This window comes from Bradyrhizobium sp. USDA 223 (assembly GCF_044909005.1).
GTDB lineage: Bacteria > Pseudomonadota > Alphaproteobacteria > Rhizobiales > Xanthobacteraceae > Bradyrhizobium > Bradyrhizobium yuanmingense.
The window spans coordinates 4,857,300-4,872,086 of record NZ_JBIYDR010000001.1 but is presented as its reverse complement, the minus strand read 5'-3'; the positions used below and the strand labels follow the sequence as shown (position 1 = coordinate 4,872,086).

The 14,787-nt window shown below is 64.4% G+C and carries 13 protein-coding genes; all 13 read left to right on the top strand.

What is annotated here, in order from left to right; genetic code table 11:
* Positions 1-15: 15 nt before the first annotated feature.
* The 13 genes from ABIA40_RS22675 (at position 16) to ABIA40_RS22615 (ending at position 14,766) form a co-directional block, all read left to right on the top strand.
* Positions 16-1,041 (top strand): ABC transporter substrate-binding protein, encoded by a 1,026-nt coding sequence (locus tag ABIA40_RS22675; protein ID WP_404543313.1) that lies wholly within the window; start codon positions 16-18, stop codon positions 1,039-1,041.
* A gap of 28 nt (positions 1,042-1,069) precedes the next feature.
* The gene (locus tag ABIA40_RS22670; RefSeq protein ID WP_157284702.1) at positions 1,070-1,774 is read left to right on the top strand and encodes an NUDIX hydrolase; all 705 of its coding nucleotides are present in this window, start codon (positions 1,070-1,072) and stop codon (positions 1,772-1,774) included.
* Between the two features lie 93 nt (positions 1,775-1,867).
* Entirely contained in the window at positions 1,868-3,190 is a 1,323-nt protein-coding gene (locus ABIA40_RS22665) for an ABC transporter substrate-binding protein (RefSeq protein ID WP_404543311.1), read from the top strand.
* A gap of 12 nt (positions 3,191-3,202) precedes the next feature.
* Positions 3,203-3,970: an ABC transporter ATP-binding protein gene (locus tag ABIA40_RS22660; protein WP_404543310.1), complete on the top strand. Its 768-nt coding sequence runs from the start codon at positions 3,203-3,205 to the stop codon at positions 3,968-3,970.
* 3 nt (positions 3,971-3,973) lie between these two features.
* Entirely contained in the window at positions 3,974-4,678 is a 705-nt protein-coding gene (locus tag ABIA40_RS22655) for an ABC transporter ATP-binding protein (RefSeq protein WP_404543309.1), read from the top strand.
* A 5-nt stretch (positions 4,679-4,683) separates the two neighbouring features.
* Complete coding sequence (locus tag ABIA40_RS22650; RefSeq protein ID WP_036006719.1) at positions 4,684-5,565, top strand: branched-chain amino acid ABC transporter permease; 882 nt, start codon at positions 4,684-4,686, stop codon at positions 5,563-5,565.
* Positions 5,562-6,581, top strand: coding sequence for a branched-chain amino acid ABC transporter permease (locus tag ABIA40_RS22645; RefSeq protein WP_404543308.1), 1,020 nt, complete (start codon positions 5,562-5,564; stop codon positions 6,579-6,581). The genes ABIA40_RS22650 and ABIA40_RS22645 overlap by 4 nt, the downstream gene beginning before the upstream one ends.
* Positions 6,541-7,470, top strand: a complete 930-nt coding sequence (locus ABIA40_RS22640) for a polyphosphate kinase 2 family protein (RefSeq protein ID WP_404543307.1) — start codon at positions 6,541-6,543, stop codon at positions 7,468-7,470. Before ABIA40_RS22645 ends, ABIA40_RS22640 begins: the two co-directional genes overlap by 41 nt.
* On the top strand, positions 7,467-8,504 hold the full coding sequence (locus ABIA40_RS22635) for a patatin-like phospholipase family protein (RefSeq protein WP_338122693.1): 1,038 nt from the start codon (positions 7,467-7,469) through the stop codon (positions 8,502-8,504). The genes ABIA40_RS22640 and ABIA40_RS22635 overlap by 4 nt, the downstream gene beginning before the upstream one ends.
* Positions 8,505-9,270: 766 nt before the next feature.
* Entirely contained in the window at positions 9,271-11,595 is a 2,325-nt protein-coding gene (locus ABIA40_RS22630) for a mechanosensitive ion channel domain-containing protein (RefSeq protein ID WP_271543717.1), read from the top strand.
* Positions 11,596-11,950: 355 nt separating this feature from the next.
* Positions 11,951-13,603, top strand: a complete 1,653-nt coding sequence (locus ABIA40_RS22625; RefSeq protein WP_338122691.1) for an NAD-dependent malic enzyme — start codon at positions 11,951-11,953, stop codon at positions 13,601-13,603.
* Between the two features lie 385 nt (positions 13,604-13,988).
* Positions 13,989-14,507, top strand: coding sequence for a septal ring lytic transglycosylase RlpA family protein (locus ABIA40_RS22620; RefSeq protein WP_404543306.1), 519 nt, complete (start codon positions 13,989-13,991; stop codon positions 14,505-14,507).
* 103 nt (positions 14,508-14,610) lie between these two features.
* A complete protein-coding gene (locus tag ABIA40_RS22615) occupies positions 14,611-14,766 on the top strand; it encodes a hypothetical protein (protein ID WP_172787410.1) in 156 nt (51 codons plus the stop codon).
* Positions 14,767-14,787 lie beyond the last annotated feature (21 nt).

Here is a 14,787-nt window from a genome sequence, read left to right as displayed (position 1 = left end):
GAACGGAGGAAACCAATGAAGAACACGATTGCCAGGCTCGCCGGCGCGCTGCTCGCGCTGACGCTCACCACCTCGCTTGCCGCGGCGCAAAGCAAGGTCACCATCGCGGTCGGCGGCGGCTCCTGCCTGTGCTATCTGCCGACCGTACTGGCCAAGCAGCTCGGCGAATACGAGAAGGCCGGCGTCAGTGTCGAGCTCGTCGACCTCAAGGGCGGCTCGGATGCGCTCAAAGCCGTGCTCGGCGGCAGCGCCGACGTGGTCTCCGGCTATTTCGACCATTGCGTCAATCTCGCCGCCAAGAAGCAGGAGCTGCAATCCTTCGTGGTCTATGACCGCTATCCCGGCCTCGTCCTGGTGGTCGCGCCATCGCGGACCAACGACATCAAGTCGGTCAAGGATCTCGCCGGCAAGAAGGTCGGCGTCAGTGCGCCCGGCTCCTCCACCGACTTCTTCCTGAAATACATGCTCAAGAAGAACGGGCTCGATCCCACCAGCGTCGCCGTGATCGGGGTGGGCCTCGGCGCCACTGCGGTGGCCGCAATGGAGCAGGGCCAGATCGACGCGGCGGTGATGCTCGATCCGTCCGTGACCGTGCTGCAGGGCAGCCACAAGGATCTGCGTATCCTCTCGGACACCCGTACCCAGAAGGATACGCTGGAGACGTTCGGCGGCGAATATCCGGGCGGCGCGCTGTATTCGACCGTGGCCTGGATCAACGGCCATGAGAAGGAGGCGCAGGCGCTCACCAATGCGATCCTCGCCACGCTCGCCTGGATCCATTCGCATACGCCGGAGGAAATCATGGCGAAGATGCCCGAGCAGACCGTCGGCAAGAACAAGGACCTCTATCTCGCCGCGCTGAGGAATACGATCCCGATGTATTCCGAGACCGGCAAGATGGACCCGAAGGGCGCCGACGCCGTGCTTGCAGTGTTCAGCGTCGGCTCGCCCGAGGTGGCGAACGCCAAGATCGACGTCAGCAAGACCTTCACCAACAAATTCGTCGAGCAGGCCAAGAAGACAACGGGGAGCGCCAAATAGCCGACGCCATGGCGTGGTATCAGGCGTCATGACGTCACCGGTCATACATCGCGTCGCGACGCTCGATCTTGCGGTGCGGCCGATCGTGTGGCCGTTCGCCGAGGAACGGCGCGCCGAGATCGCGGCGCATTTCGCCGAGAAGCAGCGCGAGCGGCCGAAAATCTGGAACGGCCGCGTCCTGCTCGGGCGTGACGCCGTGTTCAACGACGGTCACCTGACGGCGACCTATTTCGAGACGGATTTCGCAAGCTTCCTCGCCTGGCGCGACTGGGGCTTTCCCGACAAGGCCGTGTTCAACGGCTTCGGCATGGGCGCGCTGCGCGCCTCCGACGGCGCTTTCATCATGGGCGAGATGGCGCCCCACACCGCCAATGCTGGCCGCATTTACTTCCCTTCGGGAACGCCTGATCTCGACGATGTCAGCGACGGCGCGCTCGATATTCCCGGCAGTGTCGTCCGCGAACTCGGCGAGGAGACCGGCCTGACCGCGGCCGACTATCGGATCGAGCCGGGCTGGCATTGCGTGGTCACGGGCCCCACGATCGCGATGTTGCAGGTCATCAACCTGGGCATGCCGGGCGATGTGGCTCGCGCCCGGATCGAAGCCAACCTTGCGCGCGAGACCGAGCCGGAGCTGTCCGCCATTCACCTCGTGCGCGGGACCAGCGATCTCAGGCCGTCCATGCCGCGATTTGTCACGGCCTTCGTCGAGCAGCAGTTCGCAGCGCGCTGATGCGCGAGGCTTGACATCGCCGCGCGCAGCCCATGTGATGGGCCGAAGAATTGCACCAAGAATGCAATGCACAAATCGTCCAGGGAGGTTTTGATGCGCCTGCGCATGGCTGCCCGCTTGGTACGTGGGCTGTTGGTCGCGATATCAGCGACGGGCTTGGCGGTGTCTGCCGCGGCCCAAGACAAGGCTCAAGAGAAAAAGCTCAGGATCGGCGTCATCTACGATCTCACCGGCCCGCTCGCCGGCGGCGGTTCGGAGCTGCAGTACACCGGCGCGAGGATCATGCTGGATCAGTACAGCACGAAAGACGTCGAAGGCTACAAGATCGAGGCGATCTATGCCGATGCTCAGAGCAAGCCGGATATCGCCATCAATGAAGCGATCCGTTTGATCGAGCAGGAAAAGGTCGACATGCTGCTCGGCTTCTTCTCCTCGGCGCAATGCGTGCCGGTGGCAGCGCGCGTCGAGCAGCTGAAGAAGTTCATGTGGATCACGACCTGCATTTCGTCGGCGGTGCTGGAGAACAAGAACTACAAATACGTGTTTCGCCCGCAGGCCTCCGGCGACCAGTTCGGCATGATGACGATGGACTTCATCGCGCAGAACACCAAGGAAAAGCTGGGCAAGGACCCGAAGGACCTGCGGGTCGCCATCATCCACGAGGACGGCGCCTACGGCGTCGACGTTGCCAAAGGCAACGAGGCCGGTGCCAAGAAGGCCGGTTTCAACATCGTGCTCAGAGAGGGCTATTCGGCGACGGCCCCGGATCTGTCTGCGCTGGTCACCAAGCTGAAGCGGGCCAAGCCGGATGTGGTGTTCCATACCGGCTATAATCCCGACATCACCCTGTTGCTTCGGCAAGCCCGCGAACAGGGGCTGAAGTTCGGCGCACTGGTAGGACATGGCGCCGGCTACGGGGTCTATGAGAAGCTGAAGGAAGGCCTGGGCGCCGACGTAAACTATGTCTTCAACACCGATCCGATCTCGATCTGGCTCGCCAACCAGAAGAGCATGGATCCGAAGCTGCCGCCGATCATCAAGGCGGTCGGCGAGGAGTTCGACAAGCGCAAGCCGGGTGTCGCCATCCGTTCGGCCCATGTCGGCATGGCTGCGTCCAACACTTATTTGTTCCTGAACGACGTGCTGCCGCGAGCGATCAAGAAATATGGCGGTGTAGATCCCGATTCCCTGCGCAAGGCAGCACTGGACACCGACATACCCGAAGGCGGCACCATGCTCGGCTTCGGTGTCAAATTCCACGGCGAGGGCTCGCCAATGGCCGGCCAGAACGAGCGCTCGTTCCCGGTCGTGATCCAATACGTCGACGACAAGTCCTATGTGGTGTGGCCCAAGAGCCAGGCGCAGCGCGAGGCCGTGCTGCCGCTGCCTAAGGGCACCACCTACAGCAACCAATAGCGGGGTTCTGCGGTGTTGGAAGTCAGCGGATTGGTGAAGCGGTTTGGCGGCTTCACCGCCGTGAACAACGTCTCGTTCCGGGTCGATCAGGGCGAGATCCTCGGCCTGATCGGTCCCAACGGCTCGGGCAAGAGCACGATCTTCAACATGCTGTCCGGCACGCTGGCGCCGACCTCCGGATCGATCCTATTCGCCGGGCACGAGATTGCGGGCCTTGCGCCGCACCGGATCATCAACAGCGGCATCGGGCGGACCTTCCAGATCCCGCGGCCGTTCCGCCGCCTCAGCATTTTCGAGAACGTCGCGCTTGCCGGCTTCTACGGCCAGGGCCGCCACAGCCGCGCCAAGGCGGAGGAGGCGGCCGAGCGGTCGCTGGCGATGGTCGGCCTGCCGACCGACCGCCATGCCAGCGTCGATGGGCTCGGCGCGGCGGGGCTGAAGAAGCTCGAGCTGGCGAAGGCGCTCGCCACCGCGCCAAAGCTGTTGCTCGCCGACGAGAGCCTCGGCGGTCTCGACGAGACCGAGATGGACCAGGCTGCGGACATGCTGCGCAACATCCGCGACGAGCTCGGCATCACCATCATCTGGGTCGAGCACATCATGGGCGTCCTGATGCGCGTCGTCGACCGCGTCATGGTGCTCGATCACGGCGAGAAGATCTCGGAAGGCCTGCCGAGCGCGGTCGCCGGCGATCCGCGCGTCATCGAGGTCTATCTCGGCACCGACGCCGAGACCACGCAGGCCGCGGCCGCCGAAGCGCGCCGCCGCGCGGGAGGCTAGGTGATGCTGGAGCTTCGCGGCCTCAATGCCGGCTATGGCACCTTCCAGGCACTGTTCGACGTCAACCTCGACGTGAAGGCCGGCGAAGCCGTCGGCGTCATCGGCCCGAACGGCGCCGGCAAGACCACCTTGATGCGCGTCATCTCCGGCCTGATCCGCCCCTCGCGCGGATCGATCAGGATGGAGGGCGTCGACCTCATCGCGACACCGTCGCACAAGATCGTCAGCCTCGGCATTGCGCATGTGCCGGAGAACCGGCGGCTGTTTCCGCAGCTCACGGTCGACGACAATCTCAAGATGGGCGCCTTCATGAAGGAGGCGCGGGACCGCTACGCCGAGCGCCTCGAAGTCGTGTTCGACCTGTTCCCCCGCCTGAAGGAACGCCGTCACCAGATGGCCGGCACCATGTCCGGCGGCGAGCAACAGATGTGCGCCATCGGCCGCGCGATGATGTCCAATCCGAAACTGTTGCTGCTCGACGAACCCTCGGCGGGGCTCGCGCCGGTGGTGGTGCAGCAGGTGTTCGAGCTGGTGAAGCGGATCCGCGCCAGCGGGCTGACGGTGCTGATCGTCGAGCAGAACGTGCAGCAGGTGCTGAAGGTGGTCGACCGCGCCTATCTGATCGAGGCGGGCACGATCCGCACGTCCGGCACCTCGGCCGAGATGCTGGCGAGCGACACGGTCAAGGAAGCTTATCTCGGGGTGTGATGGGCATGCAGGCGTTCCTGGACGTATTCGACATCTACCTGCTGGAGGCCGTCATCAACGGCATCCTGCTCGGCGGCGTGCTGGCGCTGCTCGCGCTCGGGCTCAACCTGATCTTCGGTGTCATCGACGTGACCTGGATCTGCTACGCCGAGCTCGTCATGATCGGCATGTACGGCATGTATTTCATGGTGCAGTATTATGGCGTCAGCTATTTCGTCGCTGCCCCGCTCACTATCCTGCTGGTCGCCGTGCTTGGTGCGGCGCTGCACTACCTCGTCATCGCGCCGCTGCTGACCGCACCACCGATCAACCAGCTGCTCGCGACCGGCGGGGTGCTGTTCGTGCTGCAGAGCTTTGCCACGGTTGCCTTCGGCATCGACTTCCGCAATCTCGGCATCCGCTTGCCGGTGCTCGCCTTCGGCGACATGAATTTCAGCTACGCACGACTGCTTTCGTTCGTCGCCGCGCTGGTCGGCATGGTCGCGGTCTATCTGTTCATGACGCGCACCTTCACCGGCACTGCGATCCGCGCCATCTCGCAGGACCGGCAGATCATGGCGCTGATGGGCGTCGATACCAAGCGGATCTACCTGATCACGTCGGCGCTCGGCGGCGCGCTCGCCGGCCTCGCGGCCTGCCTCCTGGTGCTGCAATACGACGTGCATCCCTTCGTCGGCCTGTCCTTCGGGCCGATCACCTTCCTGATCTGCGTGCTCGGCGGCCTCGGCAATTTCATCGGCGGCTTCATCGCCGCCTTCGTGTTCGCCGAGATCATCTCGCTCGGGGGCCTGTTCTCCGACCTCGAATGGGGCTATGTGCTGGCCTTCGCGTTCTTCATCGTCATGATGTTCATCCGGCCCGCGGGCCTGCTTGCGAGGCGCCGATGATGGGGCAGGGGCGGCTTGCTGCATGGGGCGTGGGGCTGGCGGCGCTGGTCGCGCTGCCCTTCGTCTATCGCGATCCCTATCATCTGCACATCCTGGTGCTGATCCTGATCTGGTCGTTCGCCTATACGTCCTGGTCGATGATGGGGAGGTTCGGCCTCGTGTCGCTCGGCCATGGCGGCTTCATGGGGATCGGCGCTTACGGCACCGCGCTGTTGTGGAATCACGCAGGATTGTCGCCCTGGATCGGCATTCCCATCAGCATGGCGGCGGCCGGTGCGCTGGCGATGATCGTCGGCTATCCCTGCTTTCGCTTTCGTATCACCGGGCATTATTTCGTGCTGGTGACGCTGGCGCTGTCAGGCATCGTGCTCCAGGTCATCACCGCGACGCGCGACTATACCGGCGGCTCGCTCGGCTACACCCCGAACCGCGCGTCCGGCAACAGGCTGCTGGCGCTGCAATTCGACGACAAGACCACCTGGTACCTGATCGCGCTTGCGGTGTGGCTGTTCGGCATCGTGGTCTGGCACTGGGTCGACCGCAGCATGGCGCGTTATGCGCTGGAGGCGATCTCCGAGGACGAGGACGCCGCCGCCGCGGCCGGTGTCGACGTCACCGCCGAGAAGCTGAAGATCACGCTGCTCAGCGCGTTGATGACGGCTCTGGCGGGCGCGATCTACTGCCAGTACCAGATGTTCATCACGCCCGACACCGTCAGCGGCATCGCGGTCTCGCTGCAGATGGTGTTCGCCGCGATCGTCGGCGGGCTGTTCGTCTCGCTCGGCCCGACCGTCGGCGCCATCATCACCATCCTGCTGGCGGAAACGCTACGCATCGGTTTCGGCACCAAGGCGGTCGGCTGGGATAATCTCGTTTACGGCGTGCTGCTCGTGCTTTTCATCATATTCCTTCCCAAGGGCATCCTTGGTAGCTTGCTCGACCGATTGAAGTTGCAACGCAAGGTGCCCCGCGCTCATGAGCAAAAAGCCGTCCAAGTCGCTCGCCCAGGAGCTTGACCGCTACATCACGCCGTTTCGCTACGATGGCTCGGGCAAGTTTCACCTCAAGGACCACAAGACCGACGAGAGGGGCGATCTCGACAAGGAGAAGGCGCTCGCGATCCTCGACGCCAACAAGAAGCGGCTGATCGCGTTTCAGGAGAAGCTCTACGCGCAGGATCGCTGGTCGCTCCTGATCGTATTCCAGGCGATGGACGCCGGCGGCAAGGATTCTGCGATCAAGGCGATCTTCGAGGGCATCAATCCGCAGGGCTGCGAGGTCACGGCCTTCAAGGCGCCGAGCAGCAAGGAGCTCGACCACGACTTCCTCTGGCGTCATGCGGTCGCGCTGCCCGAGCGCGGCCATATCGGCATCTTCAACCGATCGCACTACGAGGAATGCCTGGTGACGCGCGTGCATCCCGAGATTCTCGCCAAGCAGAAGCTGCCGCCGAAGCTCGTCACCAAGAACATCTGGAAGGAGCGGTTCGAGGACATCTCCGCCTTCGAGCGCTATCTCTGCCGCAACGGCACCGTGGTGCTGAAGTTCTTCCTCAACCTCTCCAAGGAAGAGCAGCGCGAGCGCTTCCTCGCGCGGCTGGACGATCCGGCCAAGCAGTGGAAGTTCTCCATGGACGACATCAGGGAGCGTGCGCTGTGGCCGCGCTACCAGGCGGTCTACCAGGACATCGTCCGGCACACGGCGACGTCCCATGCGCCCTGGTATGTCGTGCCCGCCGACCACAAATGGTTCGCCCGCGTCGTGATCGGCTCGGTGATCAATGCCGAGCTGGAAAAGCTCGACCTGCGCTTCCCCCGCGCCGACAAGGCCTCGCTTGAGGAGTTCAAGCAGGTGCGCAAGGCTCTGGAGAGAGAAGGGACGGGCGGCAGGAAGCAAGCAAAGTGACAGCCAGCGGGACCACGAACTGCAAGAACGTCAACTTCGCGCTCCAGGGCGGCGGCGCGCACGGCGCTTTCGTGTGGGGCGTGCTCGACCAGGTGCTCGAGGACGGCAGGCTCGCGATCGAGGCGATCAGCGCGACCAGTGCCGGCGCCATGAATGCGGTGGCGATGGCCTCCGGCATGGCGCATGGAGGCGCGGAGGCCGCGCGGGAGAGCCTGCACGCATTCTGGTACGAAGTCTCGCGCATGGACATGGCATACGACCTGATGTCGCCGCTGAACCAGTGGATTCAGGCCCTGAAGCTGCCGCCGGAATATCATCCGGTCCACGCATTCATCCACACGCTGACGCACACGCTGCCGCCCAACCTGCTCAATCCCTTTCAGTTCAATCCGCTCCGCGCGCTGCTGCAGCGCGTGATCGATTTCGACCGGCTCAATTCCTCGCCCGAGGCGCCGCAGCTGTTTCTCAACGCCACCAACGTCCGCACCGGCAAGATCAAGGTATTCCAGAGCCCGCTGCTGACGGCGGAAACCGTGCTCGCCTCGGCCTGCCTGCCGCCCTATTTCCAGGCCGTCGAGATCGATGGCGAGCATTACTGGGACGGCGGCTATCTCGGCAATCCCGCGATCTATCCGTTGATCTACCGCAAGGGCAGCCACGACGTCGTCATCGTGCAGGTGACGGCGATCCGGCGCGACGAGCTGCCGGCCAGTGCCGCCGATGTCCTGCACCGAATCAACGAGATCAGCTTCAATTCGTCCTTGATGCGCGAGATGCGCGCGGTCGCTTTCGCCACCCGGCTGATCGACGATGGCGAGCTCGACAGCAACAAGCATAGCCGCATGTACATGCATTGGATCGGCAACGACGCGCTGATGTCGCAGCTCGGCACGGCCACGCAGTTCCACCCCGAATGGAGCCTGTTGTGCCGCCTGCGCGATGAGGGCCGCGCGGCGGCGCGCAACTGGCTGGCGCGAAACTTCGACCAGATCGGGAAGGCCTCGACGGTCGACCTCGCGGAGATGTTTCTCTAGTTGGCCGGGTGGCCATCGACCAAAAGTGCGAAAACAACCCCATGCACAGTAGCCAGGAATAGCGGTATCAATGGCTTATCGGGTCCTATCATCCGCGATGCGGATTTCACGAAATTCGTTTGCATCGTCGGGCAAAACAGGGGCATGATGTCACCATGCCGGCTGCCTTCGGAAATCCCTCACTTCGCGCGGAAGCGATTTGCACAGCGGAACTCGGGCCGTCAAATGTGATCGTCAGATCATTGATCCTGCTTGACAGTTTTGTGTCGCAGGGGGACCATGCCCCTGGTCGCCAACAAGCGACGCGCAACGTCCACCTCATGAGCAAGGGGAGGTCTATGACACCACCTCCGCAAATCCAGCCGCGTTAATTGCGATGGAGCTCGTTCGGACTATCGCATAGCGGCGCAAACCGCGAACGGCACGCCGGGACAAGGTTTAGCGGGCTGCATCAGTGAGGCAAAGCCCCTACCTTCCCGGCGCTGTATTTTGATCGTGTCGGATGGCCGTGAAGGCCGCCGCACCGCTTTTTTTTGACACCCCGCTCGTCTTAATCCTGTTGTCTGATCCGCAAACGGTCTTTGTGCGCGCTGACGGGACATCAGCTCCCGATCCTGCGCTGCGGCAAATGCCAAGAGAATGTCGTCCCAAAGGCCAACTTCCGACACAGGCTGGGGGCGAATAGCGCCGATCCGACATGACGGATGTGCTTCGGCGGTGGCGGCCACGCTACCTGCGAGCACATTCACTTTTCCAGGGAATCTGCGTGTCGCAAAAGCTTGTCCCGGCGCTTCTCGCCGCTCTTTTCCTTGCGATCTCTTCTCTCTCCTGCGCCCGCGCCGATGCGCCAGCCGCGAACGGTGCCGCGGCGCTATCGCCTGACGAAGCCAGGCGTGCGTTGGACACGCTTCAGGACGACAAGAAGCGCGCGCAGATGATCGATACGCTCCGTGCGATCGCCAACGCGTCTGGTCCGCAACAGGCCGGGCCGCAGCCGAATTCGCCGATCCCGCTTTCGGCCGACGGCCTCGGAGCGCAGCTCATGCTCACGGTCTCGGAGGAGATCGGCGAAATCTCGCGTGAGATCGCCGGCATCGCGCGGACGCTCACGCACTTTCCCGCGTTCTACTACTGGATCGTGCGCACCGCGAACGATCCCGCGGCTTACAATCTTCTGATCGAGATCGCCTGGAAGCTGGCGCTGGTGCTCGGCTGCGCCCTCTCGGCCGAATGGGTGATCTTCCGCCTGATCCGCCGGCCGGTCGCGTTCCTGGAGGGACGCGTGCCGCAAACCGCGCGCCTGCCGGCACCCGCGTTGCCGCTTGCCGATCCGCCATCATCAGTCGCCGACGTTACGCCTGCACCTGAAATGCAGGAGCGACGCCACAGCCTTGCGCGGGTCTGGCAGATCATGCTGCGCCTGCCCTTCGTGTTCGGGCGTTTCGTACTCGAGCTGCTTCCCGTGCTCATCTTCGTCGGCGTCGCCACCGCGCTGCTCGGGACGGAGATTGGAGAACCGACAACCGTCCGCCTCGTGATCCTCGCCGTCGTCAACGCCTATGCGTTCTCGCGCGGGCTCATCTGCCTGGTTCGGGCTCTGGCGGGGCCGTTCGGCTTGTTTCCGGTGCGCGCGGAGACCGCCGCCTATGTCGAGATCTGGGCGCGCCGCATCGTCGGCGTCGGCATCTCCGGCATCGCCTTTGCCAATGTGGCGTTGCTGCTCGGCCTGCACCGCGCCGGCTACGCCGCGCTGCTGCGCATGGTGATGCTGGTCGTGCACCTCTTCATCGCCGTCATCATCCTGCAATGCCGCCGCCAGGTCGCCGATGCCATCCGCGCGCCGGCCGAGCGGCAGGGGATCGCGGCTCGTTTGCGCAACCGCATCGCCGGCGGCTGGCACTATCTTGCCATCGCCCTCGACCTCGCGCTCTGGGCGGTGTGGGCGCTCAACATCCGCAACGGCTATTCGCTGCTGCTGCAATATTTCGTCGGCACCATCGCGGTGGCGCTGGTCACGCGTGTCGTCATCATGCTGACGCTGAGCCTGATCGACCGCGGCTTCCGCATCAAGCCGGAAATCCTCCAGCGCTTTCCCGGCCTCGAGATCCGTGCCAACCGCTATCTGCCGCTGCTCCGCAGGATCGTATCCGGCGTGATCGCCTTCATCGGTTTCGTGGCGGTGCTCGAGGTCTGGGGCGTGGACGCGATCGTCTGGTTCTATGGCGGCCAGATCGGCAGCCGGCTGATCTCGGCCGTGGTGACCATCGGCCTCGCCGTACTCATCGCTGCAGCGATCTGGGAAGCCAGCAATGCGCTGCTGGACCGCCAGATCAATACGCTGTCGCGGGACGGGCACTATGCCCGCGCCGCGCGGTTGCGCACCTTCCAGCCGATGCTGCGCACCGCGCTGCTCTGCCTGATCGCGACAATCGTCGGCCTCACGGCGCTGAGCGAGATCGGCGTCAACGTCGCCCCGCTGCTCGCGGGCGCCGGCATCGTCGGCATTGCGATCGGCTTCGGCTCGCAGAAGCTGGTGCAGGATCTCATCACCGGCCTGTTCCTGCTGCTGGAGAATACGGTGCAGGTCGGCGACACCGTCAGCGTGTCCGGGCTGTCGGGCGTCGTCGAGAACGTCTCGATCCGCACCATCCGCCTGCGCGCGGGCGACGGCGCCGTGCACATCGTGCCGTTCAGCGCGGTCACGACCATCACCAATGCCAGCCGCGGCGCCGGCAACGCCTCGGTTAGCGTCAACGTCGCCTACAAGGAAGACACCGACCGCGCCGGCCAGATCCTCAAGGACATCGTCGACGAGATGCGCCGTGAAGCGGATTTCCGCGCGCTCATCCGCGGCGACCTCGAGCTGTGGGGCGTCGACAAGGTCGACGGCGCGATGGTGTCGATCGTCGGGCAGATCCGCTGCACCGAGGCCGGCCGCTGGCCGGTCCAGCGCGAATTCAACCGCCGCATGAAGCTGCGCTTTCAGCAGAACGGCATCGAGGTCGCATCGTCGGGGCAGACCATCCTGATGCACATCGCGCCGCCGGCAGACAGCGCTGCCAATCTGACGCCCCGGCGGGCGGCGGGATAGACGCGCCGCATCATGCGTCCTCGTCCCTGAAGGCTCTCGAGGGCTCTCGCCATTCCCCGGCGCAACCGGTCGCAAAGAATCCATTCGGCGGCGGAGATCGTTGCGCGATGGATTCCGGGTTCGCGCTGACGCGCGCCCCGGAATGACGGTGGTAGAGAGGACGCGCCGATCCCAATACCTCATCATGGGAGCAAAAGCCTTGGCGTGTTAACCTTTCGCGCGCAAGTGCCAGGCGTTTGCAAAAATCTGCTGCGGTGCGAGATCACGATCGCGGCCGGAGTCGCTACGTCCTTGATCTCGACTGAACGCTGGCCGACAATGGCCGCGGTTCAATAAGAAACTCCTTGGGGGAATCGTGAATAGACCTGCTCGGGTCAGCGCCCATTCGACATCATCCGAGATCGCGCACGGCATGACGCTGCTGCGCGACCCCCTGCTCAACAAGGGCACGGCCTTCACGGAAGCAGAGCGCGCCGCACTCGGCTTGCGCGGCCTGTTGCCGCCCTGCGTGCTGACGATGGAGACGCAGGCTCAGCGTGTGCTCACCAATCTGCGCACGCTGCCGACGGACCTGGAAAAATACGTTGCCCTGAATGCGCTGCATGACCGCAACGAGGCGCTGTTCTTCCGCGTCGTCGTTGACAATATCGACGAGATCCAGCCGATCATCTACACCCCGACGGTCGGGCTTGCCTGCCAGAAATACGGCCTGATCTTCCAGCGGCCGCGCGGCATGTTCATCTCCTCGCGCGACCGCGGCCAGATCGCGGAGATTCTGAAGAACTGGCCCTACCAGGCCAGGTTGATCGTCGTCACCGACGGCGAGCGCATTTTGGGACTTGGCGATCTCGGTGCCAACGGGATGGGTATCCCCGTCGGCAAGCTCTCGCTCTATTCGGCCTGCGCCGGCGTGCATCCGGAAGCGTGCTTGCCGATCGTGCTTGATGTCGGCACCAACAACGAAGAGCTGTTGAACGATCCCTATTATCTCGGCCTGCGCGAGCGGCGGCTGACGGGCGAGGCCTATGACAGCTTCGTCGACGAGTTCATGCAGGCCGCGCGAAAGACGTTTCCGGGCGTGCTGATCCAGTTCGAGGACTTCGCCAATCATTCGGCGTTCAAGCTGCTGCACAAATATCGCGACGAGGCCTGCGTCTTCAACGACGACATCCAGGGCACCGCGGCGGTGGCGCTCGCCGGCCTGTTCTCGGCCCTGCGCATCTCGGGCGGCAAGCTGAAGGATCAGAAGATCCTGTTCCTCGGGGCGGGCGAGGCGGCGACCGGCATCGCCGATCTCGTGGTCTCCGCCATGATGGCGGAAGGCGCGTCCGAGGCGGACGCGCTTCGCCGCAACTGGCTGGTGGATTCCCGCGGTCTCGTCGTCAGCGGCCGTGAAGGCCTTTCTGGCCATAAGCTCCGCTATGCCCATGCCGGTCAGGCGCCGATCGCCGACTTCCTCACCGCGATCAAGACGCTGAAGCCGACGGCGATCATCGGCGTCGCCGCGGTCGGCGGCGCCTTCACGCCCGACGTGCTCAAGGCGATGGCCGAGCTCAACGAGCAGCCGATCGTGTTCGCGCTCTCCAACCCGACCTCGAAAGCCGAGTGCTCGGCGGAGGATGCCTATCGTTACACGGAGGGACGCGCGCTGTTCGCCTGCGGCAGTCCGTATGATCCGGTCAAGCTCAACGGCCGCAGCTTCGTGCCGCGCCAGGGCAACAATTCCTACATCTTCCCGGGCGTCGGCCTCGGCGTCATCGCCAGCCGCTCGCGCCTCGTGACCGACGAGATGTTCATGGCGGCGGCCCACGCGCTCGCCGATTGCGTCGGCAAGGAGGACCTCGCTCAGGGCAGCCTCTATCCGGCACTGCCGCGCATCCGCGAGGTCTCCGTGCGCATCGCGGCGGCGGTTGCGGATGTGGCCTATCAACGCGCGCTCGCCGACGGACCCGCGCCCAACGACGTGAAGGCCCTGGTCCAGTCGCAGATGTACGAGCCGAAGTACTGAGGGACCAGGCCGACGGTTGATCTGGTTGGGCGCTCGCCAAGCTTTTGGTATTGCCGCGGCTCGTTCACCTCTCCCGCTTGCGGGAGAGGTCGGCGCGAAGCGCCGGGAGAGGGCTTTCTCCTCTTGGGAAGATTGTCCCATTGCGGAAGCACACCCGCTCCCCAACCCTCTCCCGCAAGCGGGAGAGGGAGCGGACCTCGGTCGTTGCGCGATCAAGCCTCATTTCATCGCGCCTAAAGGGGGCCGATCTGTCCCGATTCTGAACAGGTCACTGTGGTGGAATCGCCACAGCTGGCGCGAAACGAAGGCGGCCCCAGAGCCGCTTTTGTTCCGACAAGGTTCTGCCCTCATTGCCCACCGAAACTTGGGGTTGGGAGGGCGCATCATGTCTCGCATTGCAAGTGCCGAAACTGCCCGGATGTCGCTGGCGAGCTCGAGCCGGTTGTTGGTCGCAATCCTTGGGGCCGCATCGCTCGCCGCCTGCTCGCAATCGCCGGTCGGCCGTCAGAAAGCCGATCTCGCCGGAACTACCCGGCAAGCCGCGGTGGAGCGCCCGCACAGGGTGGCCGCGCTGCATCCACGCCCGATCAGCCGGGCGCGCGTCCCCGACCGTGACGCAAAGCAGATCGCGTCGCACGGCATCGCCAGCTTCTATTCGGATACGCAGACCGCGAGCGGCGAGAAGTTCGATAAGAACGAATTGACCGCGGCGCATCCCACCCTGCCGTTCGGCACCAAGCTGCGCGTTACCGAGACCTCCTCCGGCCGTTTCGTTACGGTCAGGGTCAACGATCGCGGGCCCTTCGTGCGCGGACGCGTGGTCGACATCTCGCCTTCCGCCGCCGAGGCGCTCGGCATGGTCGACAAGGGCATCACCAATGTCAGGCTCGAGGTCGTGCAATAGGGCGCCACGCGTCGCGACCGATGCGGCGCGCTTAACCGGCTGTTAGCGGCTTCTCAAGCACCATGGCTGCCCGCACAATTGGGGACTTTGGGGGAGGCGGCGCTTGAACACGATCCAGCATCTCGAAGATCAGGCTGCGCGCGCCGAGCGGCTCGCCAAACGGATCACGGATACGCTGACGATCGAAAAGCTGCTGACCTTCGCGGGCGAACGCCGCCGCGAGATCGAGGTCATCGCCGGCAAGCACCGCCGCAACTAGCCGTCCTTTCGGCAAGCGAGC